The sequence below is a fragment of the Paracoccus saliphilus genome, from assembly GCF_028553805.1.
GTDB classification, from domain to species: Bacteria; Pseudomonadota; Alphaproteobacteria; order Rhodobacterales; family Rhodobacteraceae; genus Paracoccus; species Paracoccus saliphilus.
The window spans coordinates 1,432,753-1,447,018 of the sequence record NZ_CP067140.1 but is presented as its reverse complement, the minus strand read 5'-3'; the positions used below and the strand labels follow the sequence as shown (position 1 = coordinate 1,447,018).

12 protein-coding genes are annotated in these 14,266 nt (G+C 64.4%); 1 reads left to right on the top strand and 11 read right to left on the bottom strand.

Annotated features, from left to right (window positions below; all coding sequences use genetic code 11):
- On the top strand, window positions 1–417 hold the full coding sequence (locus JHX88_RS06810) for a Na+/H+ antiporter subunit G (protein WP_084203227.1): 417 nt from the start codon (window positions 1–3) through the stop codon (window positions 415–417).
- Window positions 418–554: 137 nt separating this feature from the next.
- On the opposite strand, the gene dnaE is transcribed toward JHX88_RS06810, so the two are convergent.
- From dnaE to JHX88_RS06755, 11 genes are all read right to left on the bottom strand, one after another.
- Window positions 555–4,025, bottom strand: a complete 3,471-nt coding sequence (gene dnaE / locus JHX88_RS06805; RefSeq protein ID WP_076527190.1) for a DNA polymerase III subunit alpha — start codon at window positions 4,023–4,025, stop codon at window positions 555–557.
- A 76-nt stretch (window positions 4,026–4,101) separates the two neighbouring features.
- Window positions 4,102–5,445 carry an alpha,alpha-trehalose-phosphate synthase (UDP-forming) gene (locus tag JHX88_RS06800; RefSeq protein ID WP_076527191.1) on the bottom strand — a complete coding sequence of 448 codons (1,344 nt, stop codon included), beginning with the start codon at window positions 5,443–5,445 and terminating at the stop codon, window positions 4,102–4,104.
- A gap of 13 nt (window positions 5,446–5,458) precedes the next feature.
- Entirely contained in the window at window positions 5,459–6,187 is a 729-nt protein-coding gene (gene otsB / locus JHX88_RS06795) for a trehalose-phosphatase (protein ID WP_076527192.1), read from the bottom strand.
- 24 nt (window positions 6,188–6,211) lie between these two features.
- On the bottom strand, window positions 6,212–6,787 hold the full coding sequence (gene cobO / locus JHX88_RS06790; RefSeq protein ID WP_272848258.1) for a cob(I)yrinic acid a,c-diamide adenosyltransferase: 576 nt from the start codon (window positions 6,785–6,787) through the stop codon (window positions 6,212–6,214).
- Between the two features lie 99 nt (window positions 6,788–6,886).
- Window positions 6,887–7,390 (bottom strand): RNA pyrophosphohydrolase, encoded by a 504-nt coding sequence (locus JHX88_RS06785; protein WP_076527194.1) that lies wholly within the window; start codon window positions 7,388–7,390, stop codon window positions 6,887–6,889.
- Window positions 7,387–8,811, bottom strand: a complete 1,425-nt coding sequence (locus tag JHX88_RS06780; RefSeq protein WP_076527195.1) for a S41 family peptidase — start codon at window positions 8,809–8,811, stop codon at window positions 7,387–7,389. The genes JHX88_RS06785 and JHX88_RS06780 overlap by 4 nt, the downstream gene beginning before the upstream one ends.
- Window positions 8,812–8,827: 16 nt before the next feature.
- Window positions 8,828–10,006: a murein hydrolase activator EnvC family protein gene (locus tag JHX88_RS06775; protein ID WP_084203228.1), complete on the bottom strand. Its 1,179-nt coding sequence runs from the start codon at window positions 10,004–10,006 to the stop codon at window positions 8,828–8,830.
- Window positions 10,003–11,520 carry a 2,3-bisphosphoglycerate-independent phosphoglycerate mutase gene (gene gpmI, locus JHX88_RS06770; protein ID WP_076527196.1) on the bottom strand — a complete coding sequence of 506 codons (1,518 nt, stop codon included), beginning with the start codon at window positions 11,518–11,520 and terminating at the stop codon, window positions 10,003–10,005. Before gpmI ends, JHX88_RS06775 begins: the two co-directional genes overlap by 4 nt.
- Window positions 11,521–11,706: 186 nt before the next feature.
- Complete coding sequence (gene rlmH, locus JHX88_RS06765) at window positions 11,707–12,174, bottom strand: 23S rRNA (pseudouridine(1915)-N(3))-methyltransferase RlmH (protein ID WP_076527197.1); 468 nt, start codon at window positions 12,172–12,174, stop codon at window positions 11,707–11,709.
- Window positions 12,175–12,177: 3 nt separating this feature from the next.
- Window positions 12,178–12,600, bottom strand: coding sequence for a ribosome silencing factor (gene rsfS / locus JHX88_RS06760; protein ID WP_076527198.1), 423 nt, complete (start codon window positions 12,598–12,600; stop codon window positions 12,178–12,180).
- A 76-nt stretch (window positions 12,601–12,676) separates the two neighbouring features.
- Window positions 12,677–14,032: a mechanosensitive ion channel family protein gene (locus JHX88_RS06755; protein WP_084203229.1), complete on the bottom strand. Its 1,356-nt coding sequence runs from the start codon at window positions 14,030–14,032 to the stop codon at window positions 12,677–12,679.
- Window positions 14,033–14,266: the final 234 nt, after the last annotated feature.

Here is a 14,266-nt window from a genome sequence, read left to right as displayed (position 1 = left end):
ATGACCATGTTCGCGGAAATCCTCATCTCGGTCCTTCTGGTCATCGGCGGCGTCTTCGGACTTGTCGGCTCTTACGGGCTGGTCAAACTGCCCGACCAGATGACCCGGTTGCACGCCCCCACCAAGGCCGCCACGCTCGGCGTCGGCAGCGTGCTGATCGCCTCGGTCGCCTGGTTCGGCTTTTTCGGGGAACATGCCAGCTGGCACGAATTGCTGATCACCCTGTTCCTATTCATGACCGCCCCGATCACCGGGCTGATGATCGCCAAGGCGCATATGCATCTGAGCTGGCGCGCCGACGAGCTTCCCGATTGCGGAGAGGATCGCAACTGGGCCACCTATGGCGATTCGGCCGAGCGCAGCCTGCTGGACAAGGATAGCGAGGACGAGGGCACCGAACGCGACCTGAGGGAATAATTCCACACCTCACGGGCGACGAACGAATCTTCGCCGCTTCTTCTTCATACAAATATCCCGGGGGTCCGGGGGCTGGCCCCCTGCCATCGCGGGACGCAATCACCGCCGCCCCGGTCTTCCCGCTATCTTCTCCGCCCCTATCGCTCGACCACTTCCAGCACGCCGGGCACTGCCCGCAGAGCCTGTCGCGCGGGCGTGGTCAGCGGCGCGTCATTGGCGACCTCGATCTCGATCATCTCATCGCCTTCGCGGATGCGCAGCAGCACCGGGCCACGGCTGCGCGGGGAGACCGTGATCTCGTTTTTGATCCGACCCAGCACTTCGGCCAGCCGCGGCACGGTGTCGGCGCCCTGCATCTCGACCGCCAGCGATCCGGCCCCGGCATCCGCGACCGCATCCTCCAGCCCGGTGACGGAATTGGCCAGCATCTTCACCTGGTCGCCTGAAGGTTCGACCTTGACCTGCAGCACGACATTCTCGCCCGGTTCCAGCCGGTCGCGGGCGGCGTTCAGCAGGTCCGAGAAGACCGTGACCTCGTATAGCCCGGTCGGATCGGACAGGCTGACAAAGGCATATTGCGTGCCCTTCGCCGATTTCCGTTCCTGCCGCGCAGATACCGTGCCGGCGATCTGGGTGACCAGCGGTCCGCCCTCGGCCTCGGCGGTGATCTCGGCGAGGGTCTGCACCTTCTTGCGGCGCAGCGCGGGCAGGTAATCGTCCAGCGGGTGGCCGGACAGGTAGAAGCCAACGGCGCGATGCTCTTCGCCCAGTTTCTCGGCGGGCAGCCAGACCTGCGCGACGGTGGCCCGTGGCGGCGGCAGATCCTCGCCCCCGCCGAAAAGCGAGGATTGCGAGGATACCGCCTGCTCTTGCACCGCCGTGGACCATGCCACCAGAGAATCCAGCGATTTCAGCACCCGCGCCCGGTTGTCGTCCAGCAGGTCGAACGCCCCTGCCCGCGCCAGCATTTCCAGCGAGCGCTTGCCGACCCGGCGCATATCGACGCGGCGGGCGAAATCATGGAGATCGGCAAAACCCGTCTCGCCGCGCGCCGTCTCGATCAGGCGCATCGCCTCGACACCGACGCCTTTCAGCGCGCCCAAGGCATAGTGAATGCGCCCTTCCTTCACGGTGAAGAGCGGCGCCGAGCGGTTCACGCAGGGCGGCACGATCTCGATCCCCATCCGGTCGCATTCGCGCTTGTAGACCGCCAGCTTGTCGGTCAGGTGAAGATCGCAATTCATCACCGCCGCCATGAATTCGACCGGGTGATTGGCCTTCAGCCATGCGGTCTGATAGCTGACCACGGCATAGGCGGCAGCATGCGACTTGTTAAAGCCGTAATTGGCAAATTTCTCCAGCAGGTCAAAGACTTCGCCCGCCTTTTTCTCTTCCACGCCATTGGCCACCGAGCCCTTGATGAATTTCGGGCGTTCCTTGGCCATCTCGGCGGCGATCTTCTTGCCCATCGCCCGGCGCAGCAAATCCGCGCCGCCAAGCGAATAGCCCGCCATGACCTGCGCGATCTGCATCACCTGTTCCTGGTAGACGATGATGCCCTGGGTTTCTTCAAGGATATGGTCGATCAGGGGATGGATCGATGTCAGGTCGCGGACGCCGTTCTTGACCTCGCAATAGGTCGGGATGTTTTCCATCGGGCCGGGACGATACAGCGCCACCAGCGCCACGATATCCTCGATACAGGTTGGCCCCATCCGCCGCAGCGCATCCATCATGCCCGAGCTTTCGACCTGGAACACCGCCACCGTGCGGGCGCTGGCAAAGAGGTCGTAGGTCGGCTTGTCGTCCAGCGGGATCAGGTTGATCTGGTCCACCGCGCCCTCGGGCGGTTCATACAGCTCTTGCCCGTCGGCCCCGATATGCAGATGCCGCCCGCCACCCCGGATCAGGTCCACGGCGTTCTGGATCACGGTCAGCGTCTTGAGCCCGAGGAAGTCGAATTTCACCAGCCCGGCCTGTTCCACCCATTTCATGTTGAACTGGGTCGCGGGCATGTCCGAGGACGGGTCGCGGTAAAGCGGCACCAGCTGATCCAAAGGCCGGTCGCCGATCACTACCCCGGCGGCATGAGTCGAGGCGTTGCGGTAAAGCCCCTCCAGCTTCTCGGCATAATCCAGCAGCCGCCCGACCACCTCTTCGCGCGCGGCTTCGCGCAGGCGCGGTTCCTCGGCGCGGGCCTTGGTGATCGAGACGGGCTTGACGCCTTCGACCGGGATCAGCTTGGACAGCCGGTCCACCTGCCCATAGGGCATTTGCAGCACCCGGCCCACATCGCGCACCGCCGCCTTGGACAGAAGCGCGCCGAAGGTGATGATCTGGCCGACCTTTTCGCGGCCATATTTGCCCTGCACATACTGGATCACCTCTTCGCGGCGATCCATGCAGAAATCGATGTCAAAATCCGGCATCGAGACCCGTTCTGGGTTTAGAAACCGCTCGAACAACAGGTTGTAACGCAATGGATCCAAATCGGTAATCGTCAGCGCATAAGCAACCAGAGAGCCCGCGCCCGAGCCCCGTCCCGGCCCCACCGGGATCTCGTGATCCTTGGCCCATTTGATGAAATCGGCCACGATCAGGAAATAGCCGGGAAAGCCCATCTGCTCGATGATACCCAGTTCGAATTCCAGCCGCTCGTGATATTGCTCGACCGGAACGGCATGGGGGATCACCTTCAGCCGCTCTTCCAGCCCCTCGCGGGACTGACGGCGCAATTCCTCGACCTCGTCATCGGCGAAGCGCGGCAGGATCGGCTTGTGACGGCTGACGGCAAAGGCGCAGCGGCGGGCGATCTCGACCGTGTTCTCAAGCGCTTCGGGCAGGTCGGCGAAAAGCACCGCCATTTCCTCGGGCGATTTGAAATAATGCTGCGGGGTCAGGCGGCGGCGCGGCTGCGCCTGATCGACATAGGCTTTCTCGGCGATACAGATCAGCGCGTCATGCGCCTCGAAGATTTCGGGCCGAGGGAAATAGACGTCATTGGTGGCGACCAGCGGCAGGTCCTTGTCATAGGCCAGCGCGATCAACCCTGCCTCGGACGCTGCCTCGGCCTCCATCGGCTTGCCATTTTCGCCCGGATGGCGTTGCAACTCGATATAAAGGCGGGTCGGAAACGCCGCCGCCAGCCGATCCGCCAGGGCGGAGGCCTGCGCGGCATGGCCCTGCGCGATCATCCGGCCCATTGGCCCGGTCGCGCCGCCGGTCAGGCAGATCAGCCCCTCGGCCCGTTCGCAAAGCTCGTCCAGGGTGACATGCGCAGGCGCGTTGCCTTCGCGCAGGTAAAGGCAGGTCGAAAGCGACATCAGGTTGAGCCAGCCCGCCCGGTTCTGCGCCAGCAGAACGACCGGGCCAGTCTCATCCGCCTGAAGGGTGATCTGGCAGCCGATGATCGGCTGCACCCCCTTCTCCATCGCCTTCACGCTGAATTCCAGCGCCGCGAACATGTTGTCGGTATCGGTCAGCGCCACGGCGGGCATCCCGGCATCGGCGGCGAGCGCAGGCAGCTTGCCCACGGGAATTGCGCCTTCCAGCAGGGAGTGCTCGGAATGGGTGCGAAGATGGATGAATCGGGGGGCTTTCGATGACATGCCTGGACAGTATCGCAATCACATCACGCGGCGCAATTGCCCGATCACCGGGGCAGCGCATTTCAACCGCAATGCTTCAGCCGAGGGTGTCGAGATAGCTGGAGGACCACCAGGAGACATCGTTCTCGATCACGCCTTGCAACAGCGCGGAATGGCGGCGGCGGCGTTCATCGGCGGGCATGCGGATCGCCTGCGCCATCGCCTCGGCAAGTTCCCATGTGTCATGGGGGTTGATGATCAGCGCCTCTTCCATCGCCTCGGCCGCGCCTGCGAAACGCGACAGGATCAGCACGCCGGGATCGGACACGTCCTGCGCCGCCACATATTCCTTGGCCACCAGGTTCATGCCATCGGCTAGCGGCGTCACCAGCCCGATCCGCGCCTGCCGATACAGCCCGGCGAGCACCGCGCGCGGCATGGCCCGGTGGATGAAACGGATCGGCGTCCAGTTCACCGTCGCGAATTGGCCGTTGATCCGGCCCGCCAGATGCTCGGTCTCTTCGCGGATGTCGCGATAAGCCTCGACCGCCTCGCGGGTCGGCGGGGCGATCTGCAGGAAGGCGATCTTTTCGTGCAGGTCGTGATTGTATTCCAGAAGCGTCTGGAAGGCGCGAAAGCGGTTCGGAATGCCCTTGGAATAATCCAGCCGGTCCACGCCGATCATCATCTCGGCCCCGGTCAGGCTGCGCATGCGATCCTCTGCCGGGGAATGGCGGGCCTCTTCGATGAAACTGGCGGTGTCGATGCCGATCGGAAACACGCCCGCGCGCAGCACGCGCCCGAGCAGGCGGTAATGATTGTCGCCCAGAGGCTCGATCTCGGACAGATCGCTGGCGGCATCCTCGAAATTCGACAGGTCGCGATGGGCCTGGAAGCCGAGCAGATCGTAATGGGACAGCCATTCGAACAGCTCGTCCGGGTTCGGCATGGCCGAGCAACTGGCGAAATCGGGAAAGGGGATATGCAGGAAATGCCCGATCGGGTTTTCGACCCCGAGCTTGCGCAACTCTCCGGCCAGCGGGAAGAGGTGGTAATCCTGCACCCAGATCCGGTCATCCGCGCGCAGATGCGGCACCAGCAGCCGGGCGATCTGCGCATTGACGCGGCGATAGCCTTCGGGGAAATCCCGCTCTATCCGCATCAGGTCCGAGCGCCCATGACAAAGCGGCCAGAGGATCGAGTTGGAATAGCCCAGGTAATATTGCTCGTAATCCCGCGCAGTCAGATCGAAGGCGGCGCGTTCGAACGAAGCCCCGGAATGAAAGACCAGCCGGTCGGCGGGATCGTCCACGGGTTCGCCGGAAAAGCCGACCCATAGCCCGCCAGAGGATTGCAACGCATCCTCGAGTGCGACGACAAGACCGCCTGACGGGTTGTCACCCAGAGGCAGCCGATTCGAGACGATAACCAATCTGGACATGGCCTATAACCTGTCAGGAGCGGCAGGCGCTGTCCAGCCAGCTTCGCAATGCCCGTGGATTTTCAAGACGGTATTTGGCGCAGCTTTGCCCTTCGCCGATCTTGATGCCGAAACCGCCACGGCTTTGCGCCTCGGCCATGCCCGCCTCGTCGGTCAGGTCGTCGCCGGCATAGACCGGGATGCGTCCTGCGAATCCCGGCATGTCCATGAATCGGGCCAGGGCGCGATCCTTGCCCGCCTCTGCGGGGCGCAACTCGAAGGCCATCTTGGCGGGCTGAAGGGCGAGCATCGGGTAATCCCCGGCCAGTTCCGCCATCGCCCCGGCGGCCCATTCCGCGAGATCCGGGACGGCGCGGTAATGAAGGACGACGCCATGCGCCTTGGGCTCGACCATCAGCCCGTCATGACGCGCGGCCAGATCGCGGGTGCGGGCATGGAGCGCCGCGACATCCAGCGCTTGCGCATTGACCGCCCTGGCCTTTTGGCCGGGCAGCGCCAGTTCGGCACCGTGACTGCCCGCGATCCCGCCGGGGAAGTCCGGCAGGAAGCGTCGCAGATCCGCAACCTCGCGCCCGGAAATCAGCGCGAGGGCACCGCCCTGCCGGCGATGCATCCGGTCAAGCAGGCCGGGCAGGTCATCGGGGATCACGACCGCATCGGGGGTGGGCGCGATATCGACAAGGCAGCCGTCGAAATCCAGGAACAGCGCGGCGTCAGGGGGCAATCGGGGCGGTATCGTCATGGGCAGCCTTCCATCGGGGTCGGTTCAGAACTCTACCCCCTGCTGCGCCTTGATGCCGTCGCGGAAGGGATGCTTGACCACCGCGATCTCGCTGACCAGATCGGCCAGCTCGATCAGCTCGGGCGGGGCGTTGCGCCCGGTCATCACGACATGGGTCATCGGCGGTTTCTCGGCGGCCAGAAACTCGATCACCGCCATCGGGTCCAGGTAGCCATAGCGGAAGGCGATATTGATCTCGTCCAGCAGCACCATGCGGATCTCGGGGTCGCGGATCAGGTCTTGCGCCCTGGCCCATGCGGCCTCTGCCGCGGCGATATCGCCACGTTTATCTTGCGTTTCCCAAGTGAAACCCTCTCCCATCGCGTGGAACTGGCAGAGATGCGGGAAATGCGTCTCGAGCAGGCGACGCTCACCCGTGTCGCGGCTGCCCTTGATGAATTGCACAACGGCACAGGGCATCTCGTGGCCGATACAGCGCATGATCATGCCGAAACCGGAACTGGATTTGCCCTTGCCCGGTCCGGTATGGACGATCACCAGCCCCTTTTCGCCGGTCTTTCCGGCCATCATCCGGTCACGGGCCGCCTTGATCTTGGACATTTTTTGCGCGTGGCGGGCCTGATCCTCGGCGGAAATATCGCGGCTGTCGGTCAAGAGAATGCTCCTTTGGTCGGGCCCGGCATGGGCAGTGACCGCAGGCTATCCCTGCGAGCCGCCTGCAGCAAGGCGATCGCCGAACAGCGCGAAGACCTGCCGGTAAACATCGCGCTTGAAAGGCACAATATGGGTGATCAGATCATCCGGCTGCATCCAGCACCAACGGTCGAATTCCGGGTGATCGGTATCGATGCGGATATCGCTGTCATCGCCCAGAAAGCGCAGCAGGAACCATTTCTGCTTTTGCCCGCCAAACTTGCCCTTCCAGACCTTGCCGAGCAATTCCGGCGGCAGATCGTAGAAGACCCAATCCGGGGCCTCCTCCAGCATCTCGACGCGGTCGGCACTGACTCCGGTTTCCTCGGTCAATTCGCGCAAGGCGGCCTGAGCGGGCGTTTCGCCCTTGTCGATCCCGCCCTGCGGCATCTGCCATGCCCCCTGGGAATCGATGCGCTGGCCCGCAAAGACCAGCCCATCGGGATTCACCAGCACGACGCCCGCGCAGGGCCGGTAGGGCAAACCGCCCGGCGTCAGGGCCTCGGTCATTCGCTGGCCGCCCCTTCGTCCGGGCCCGCGGCACCTTCGCCGGTCGCGGCGGGTGTGCTGTCGGAAGATACCTGCCCCGCGGTGAAGTTGACGGCGGCCAGGCCCTTGAGGACATCGACGGCATAGGCCAGCTGATAATCCTCTTCGCGCAGCTTGGCGGTGGCCTCGACCTCGGCGGCTTCTTCCTCGATCTGCTTGCGCTCTTCCTCGCTGATCGAATCGTTGTTCAGCGCGCCGCGCAGATCGGCCTCGGAACGGCCGAAATTGGACTGCGTGCGGGGTTCGTCCTCGTCCTCGCCCTCGTCGATCGGACGCTGTGGTTGCGCCACGATGATGTCGGGCTGGATGCCCAGTGACTGGATCGAGCGCCCCGACGGCGTGTAGTAAAGCGCCGTGGTCAGCCGGATCGCACTATCCGAAGTTACCGGCATTACCGTCTGCACCGAGCCCTTGCCGAAGGATTTCTCGCCCACCACGATGGCGCGGCGATGATCCTTGAGCGCGCCGGTCACGATCTCGGAGGCGCTGGCAGAGCCGCCATTGATCAGCACGACCATCGGTTTATCCTCTGCCAGATCGCCCTCTTCGGCGTTCCAACGCTCGCTTTCCTCGGGCTTGCGGCCACGGGTCGACACGATTTCCCCGGCGTCGAGGAAGGCATCGGACACGCTGATCGCCTGGTTGAGCAGCCCGCCCGGATTGTTCCGCAGGTCCAGCACGAAACCGGTCACCTGATCGATACCGCCCGCCTCTTCCACGGCCTTCTCGAGTTCGACCTTCAGCGTGTCATAAGTCTCGTCGTTGAAGGTCGAGATACGCAGGACGATCGCATGTCCTTCGATCCGGGTCTTGACCACGGTCAGTTTGATGGTGTCGCGCGTTATGCTGATATCGAAGGGTTCGTTCTCGCCCTCACGCAGAATTGTAATGGTGATTTCGCTGCCAACCGGGCCGCGCATCATGTCGACGGCCTCGTCCAGGTTCAGCCCCATCAGTGATTCGCCATCCACATGGGTGATGAAATCGCCGGATTTCACCCCGGCCTCGGCTGCCGGAGTATCGTCGATGGGCGAGACGACCTTGACCAGCCCATCCTCCTGGCTGACCTCTATCCCGAGCCCGCCGAAGCTGCCGCGGGTCTGGGTCTGCATATCCTCGTAATCATTGGCCGACAGGAACGAGCTATGCGGATCGAGCGAGGTCAGCATGCCGTTTATCGCCGCCTCGATCAGTTCCTTGTCTCCCGGTGCCTCGACATAATCGGCGCGCACCCGCTCGAACACATTGCCGAACAGTTCCAGCTGTTCGTAGATCGACGAGTTCTTGTCGGCCTCTTGCGCGACCAGGGGTCCGGCAATCTGGGTGGTGAACAACGCCCCGGCAAGAACGCCCCCCAGACCTGCGATCAGATAATGTTTCATAATGGCCTTTCCTGCCTCAGTCCTGTCCTGGATCGACAACCGGATTCAGCACGAACCAGTCCGCCGGGTCCAGTGTTTCCGTCCCCTTGCGCAATTCCAGATACAGGGTTTCGGTCTGCCCTGCATCCCCTCCACGCGCTGCATCGGCGACGAATTGCGCCCCGAATTCCTGTTCCGGCGCCTCGGAGCCGCCCATCAGCCCCACCGGATCGCCCGCGCCCAGCACATCGCCGACCTCTCCGAAGACCTGCGACATGCCTGCGAATATCAGAAGATAATCCTCTGCGGGTTCGACAATCATCACATTGCCGTAATCAAGCAAGGGCCCGCGATATCGAATCGTCGCGGGCCAGGGGGTGGTCACCAGCGCGGCGGGCGGCGCGGCGATGATCCAACCGGGACGGCTGACGCCTGCCGCGTCGGCCTCGTTGTAGGATCGCCGGATCGAGCCAACCACCGGCAGTTTCAGGCTGCCCTGCGCGCCCTCGAAATCCTCCATCGGAGCACCGATATCGGTTTCCAGCGCGTCGATGCCAACGGCGAATTCATCGAGGCTCTGTGCCGCTTCCTCGAGCTGTTGCAGTTCTTCGGGCGCTTCGCCGAACCGCGCCGGCATGGTCGAGCGGTCGGTCACGGCACTGGCCAGAAGCCGCCGCGCCTCCTGCACCGAGGCAAGCCCGCTGCCCAGCATATCCGCCGCATTGGCCTGCAAATCGCGCACCGTCGCGATTTCGTCCAGATCGGCCTGCAACCGCTCTGCCTCGGCGCGCAGGCCCGGCGTCACATCCGAGAGGATCATCCCCGATTGGGCACTCGCCAAGGCACCGCCCGGATGCAGGAGCAGGGCCGTCTCGGGCGATTGCTGCAAGGAGGTCATGGCCCCCAACACACGGGCCAGCCTGCTGCGCTGTGCCTCGAATTGCGACCGCAGCTCGGCCTCGCGCGCGCTGGCCTGACGCAAGCCGGCACGCAGCGCGCCCAGCCCCTGCTCGTAGCCGCGGATCACCTCGGTCAGGGCGACGACCTGGTCGTCGGCGGTCACCGCCTCGTCCAGCTTGCCCATCGCGGCACGCAACTGCGCCGCCGCGCCCTGGGCCTCGGCCACGGCTTCGTCGGCGGGAGTCGCGGCGGCGGTCCCGAAAACAGGCAGGGCCAGCAGCCCGCAAACGGCTATCACGCAGGGAAAACGGCTCATGCGGTCACGATCAGGCTTTCGCCGGTCATCTCGGCGGGTTGCTCCAGCCCCATCAGGTCCAGCACGGTCGGGGCCAGATCGGCCAGCCGCCCGTCGCGCAGTTGCGCGGCAGCGGGGCCGTTATAGACGATGACCGGCACGGGGTTGAGCGTATGGGCGGTATGCGGCCCGCCGGATTCAGGGTCGATCATGGTTTCGCAATTGCCGTGATCGGCGCAGATGACTGCCGCGCCCCCCGCCGTATCCAGCGCCTTCAGCATCCGGCCCAGCCCCTTGTCCACGGCAGCGCAGGCGCGCTTGGCGGCATCGAGGCTGCCGGTATGGCCGACCATGTCGGGATTGGCGTAATTCACCACGATCAGGTCGTAGCCCGCCCCGATCGCCTCGACCAGCTTGTCGCTGACCTCTTCGGCGGCCATCTCGGGGGCGAGGTCATAGGTCGCCACCTTGGGGCTTTGGGGCATGAAACGATCCTCGCCCGGCTCGGGCACTTCCTTGCCGCCATTCAGGAAGAAGGTCACATGCGGGTATTTCTCGGTCTCGGCCAGCCGGAACTGCCGCAACCCCTTCGAGGCAACCCAGGCCCCCAGGGTATTGACGACCTGCTGCTTGGGATAGGCGGCGGTCATGAAATCGTTATGCCGGTCGCTGTAATCGACCATGCCCAGCATGGCCGACCATTCCGGCCGATCACCGGTATCGAATTCGGCGAATTCCGGATCGGCCAGCGCCGAGAGGATCTCTCGCGCCCGGTCGGCACGGAAATTGAGGCAGAAGAACCCGTCGCCATCCAAAGCGCCATTATAGCCGTCGATCACGAAGGGCTGGATGAATTCGTCGCTCTCTCCCCGTGCGTGGGCCGTTGCCACCGCCTCGGCGGCGCTTGCCGCATCCTCGCCCTGCCCGGCAACCATGGCGCGGAAGGCCCGTTCGACCCGGTCCCAACGCTTGTCGCGGTCCATGGCGAAATAACGCCCGATCACCGTGCCGATCCGCGCGCCCTCGGGCAACTTGTCCTGCAATTCAGCGATGAATTCCCCGGCCGAGCGCGGCGGCACGTCGCGCCCATCGGTGATCGCGTGGATCACCACCGGCACCCCTGCATCCGCGATTGCCCGCGCCGCGGCAAGGACATGGGCGATATGGCCATGCACCCCGCCATCCGAGATCACCCCCATGAGATGGGCGGTGCCGGCAGTCTGTTTCAGCCGGTCGATGAAATCTGTCAGCGCCCGGTTCCGGAAGAAGCTTTCATCCTCGATGGCGAGATCGATCTGCCCCAGATCCATCGCCACGACCCGGCCCGCGCCGATATTGGTATGCCCGACCTCGGAATTGCCCATCTGCCCGGAAGGCAGGCCCACATCCGGCCCGAATGTCGTCAGCCGCGCATGCGGGCAATCGCGCATCAGGCGGTCGAAATTGGGGGTGTCGGCCTGATCGGGTGCGCTTTGTTCGGGGCGGTCCGATATTCCCCAACCGTCGAGAATGCACAGGATCACGGGTTTCGTCATTTGGGCCTCGTCTTGATTTGGGCCTTGTTACGCCTGTGCGGGCGTTGCGGCAACCGGGAAGGCCGAGAGGGGGGCGCTGCCCCCGCGCCCGTTCCGGGCGCTCCCCCGGGATATTTGCATGAAGAAGAAGGCAATGGAGTATCATGGGCCGCAGGGCCGGTTCCGGCGCGCGGGGCATCTCCGCGATCAGTCACGGTGATAGGGGCTGCCCGCGAGGATGGTTGCCGCACGGTATAGCTGTTCGGCGAGCATCACCCGCACCAGCATATGCGGCCAGACCATCCTGCCGAAGCTGATCTGCCAGTCGGCGCGGGCGCGCAGGGCCGGATCGAGGCCATCTGCCCCACCGATCACGAAACAGAGATCGCGGGCCCGGTCGCGGAAGGCGGCGATCCGGCGCGCGAAATCCGGCGATGTCGGCTGTTCTCCCCGCTCGTCCAGCATGACCAGCACCGCGCCTGCGGGGATCGCGCGCGACAAAAGCTCGGCCTCGGCGGCCATGCCGGTGCCGCGCTTATCCTCGACCTCGATGACCCGGATGGGCGACAGGCCAAGCCCGCGCCCGGTCCTGGCAAAGCGGTCGAGATAATCGGCGACCATCGCCGCCTCGGGGCCCTTGCGGAGCCGCCCCACGGCGGCGATGTCGATGCGCATCGCCTATTGCGGGCGGGAGCTGGCCTCGCGCACGCGGCTGAGCGCGTCGGCGGGCATCCACATCTTCTCGAGCTGGTAGAAGTCGCGGACCTCGGGGCGGAAGACATGGACGATGACATCATCGGTGTCGATCAGCACCCAATCGCCGGTATCCTTGCCCTCTATCCGGGCAGTCCGTCCGGTTGCCTGCTTGAAGCGTTCGGCCAGTTTCTCGGCGATGGCCCCCACCTGGCGCGCGCTGCGGCCCGATGCGATCACCATGTGATCCGCCATGGCCGACCGTCCGCGCAGGTCGATCGTAACGACGTCCTCTGCCTTGTCATCTTCCAGCGAGGACAGGATGCGGGACAGCAGCTGTTCGCTGCTCAGCTGGTTTCCCGCGGCGGTCGCAGCCGGCGTGGAGGCCGGCGAGACGTCTTGTGACAGGGTTGTATCCTCCGGTCAGCGCGCCGATCGCCCCCGGCGCAGGGGTTCCCTAAAGATAACATCTTTTCGGCTCATCTCAATCACCGCCGTTAAAATCCTTTCCATCCGGCGGGGCGCCACCCCCGCCGAGCGCGAGCGAATCGTTCAGCACACGAACCTCGCGCTGCGGGAAGGGGATGGAGATGCCGTTCTCCTGGAAGGCGTCCCACAAGGCCAGGAACACCAGTCCGCGCACATTGGTCAGCCCGCCCGTCGCGTCCCCGATCCAGAAACGCAGCACGTAATCGACCGAGCTGTCGCCGAACCCCGTCACCCAGCACACCGGTTTGCGATGAGAGGCGACGCGATCGACTCCAAGTGCCGCATCTATCGCTATCTTACTGACTTCATGGGGATTATCGGCGTAGGACGCGCCGAAGGTGACGTCGAGGCGCACGAAATTATGGCTATGCGACCAGTTGACCACCTGCCCGGTGACCAGGTCCTCGTTCGGGATCAGGTATTCCTTGCCGTCGCGGGTGACGACGCTGACATAGCGGGCGCCGAGTTCCTCGATCCAGCCGAACGTGTCGCCGAGGCTGATCACGTCCCCGGGCTTGATCGACTTGTCGAGCAGGATGATCACGCCCGAAACAAGATTCGACACGACCTTTTGAAGCCCGAAGCCCAGCCCGACGCCGACCGCGCCGGAGAACACCGCCAGCCCCGTAAGGTCGAAGCCGACCGCCTTCAGCCCGACGATGATGGCGAGGCTAAACAGCAGCACCTGCAAGAGCTTGGCGGTCAGCACGCGCATGGTCGGCGAGATATCGTCATTCTTCGAGAGCCGCCCGGCGATCAGGCGCGACAACAACCGCGCACCGGCAACCATCAGCCCTGTCACCATCAGCGCCTTGAGAACGGTCAGGAGCGATAGCCGCAACTCTCCGATGGTGATCGCGACGCTGTCGAGGAATTCGCCCACCGGTTCGGTCAGGCCCAGCAGGTACAGCGTGACCCAGATCCATGCGGCCCAGCTGATGAGACGGCGCAGGAACCGGTTGGCGATGATCCGGGCGAGCAGGAAAATCCCAGTCCATGCGGTCGCGATCGTGGCGGCCAGCGCGATCAGCTGGCTGCGCGACGGCCATGTCACCTCGCGCATGACCAGCACGACGGTCCATGCCAGCACCGTGAAAACAAGCAGCAGCAGCTTGCGGTCGATCAGCAGCCCGAGCCGCAGCCGCCATTTCGGCCAGTTCTCACGGCTGCGCAGCCATCCGGTCAGCAGCGGCGAAACAACGCGTGCCACGGCCCATGCAACCCCGATCAGCCCGATCACGGCAATCAACTGATACAGGCGGGTCGGCACCAGCATGGTCTGGAAAAACAATGCCATGCGCGACCACAAACCCTGTGCGGCGTCGAGCATTTCGGGGCTCACCTGCTCCATTCGCACCTCCTTTTCGCGATTAGAGCCCGCGAGGCCCCATCCGGCAAGCCCTGCCGATATTGCTTCGCGCTGAAATCGGGCGTAAAACGCCCCCATGGCCGGATTCATCTATTTCGATATCCATGACCGCGCGCGATTGCCTTCGCGGTTCTACGGTGAAACGCTCTGCGTGACGGCGCGCGGCTGATGGGCCGCGGCCTTGCGTCGCCCCTGCCCGATCCACACATCAATCGC

Excerpts from the sequence above, each read along its gene's own strand:
- JHX88_RS06810 (WP_084203227.1), top strand. The coding sequence starts at position 1 with ATGACCATGTTCGCGGAAATCCTCATCTCGGTCCTTCTGGTCATCGGC.
- dnaE (WP_076527190.1), bottom strand. The coding sequence starts at position 4,025 with ATGTCATCGAAAGCCCCCCGATTCATCCATCTTCGCACCCATTCCGAG.
- JHX88_RS06800 (WP_076527191.1), bottom strand. The coding sequence starts at position 5,445 with ATGTCCAGATTGGTTATCGTCTCGAATCGGCTGCCTCTGGGTGACAAC.
- otsB (WP_076527192.1), bottom strand. The coding sequence starts at position 6,187 with ATGACGATACCGCCCCGATTGCCCCCTGACGCCGCGCTGTTCCTGGAT.
- cobO (WP_272848258.1), bottom strand. The coding sequence starts at position 6,787 with ATGTCCAAGATCAAGGCGGCCCGTGACCGGATGATGGCCGGAAAGACC.
- JHX88_RS06785 (WP_076527194.1), bottom strand. The coding sequence starts at position 7,390 with ATGACCGAGGCCCTGACGCCGGGCGGTTTGCCCTACCGGCCCTGCGCG.
- JHX88_RS06780 (WP_076527195.1), bottom strand. The coding sequence starts at position 8,811 with ATGAAACATTATCTGATCGCAGGTCTGGGGGGCGTTCTTGCCGGGGCG.
- JHX88_RS06775 (WP_084203228.1), bottom strand. The coding sequence starts at position 10,006 with ATGAGCCGTTTTCCCTGCGTGATAGCCGTTTGCGGGCTGCTGGCCCTG.
- gpmI (WP_076527196.1), bottom strand. The coding sequence starts at position 11,520 with ATGACGAAACCCGTGATCCTGTGCATTCTCGACGGTTGGGGAATATCG.
- rlmH (WP_076527197.1), bottom strand. The coding sequence starts at position 12,174 with ATGCGCATCGACATCGCCGCCGTGGGGCGGCTCCGCAAGGGCCCCGAG.
- JHX88_RS06755 (WP_084203229.1), bottom strand. The coding sequence starts at position 14,032 with ATGGAGCAGGTGAGCCCCGAAATGCTCGACGCCGCACAGGGTTTGTGG.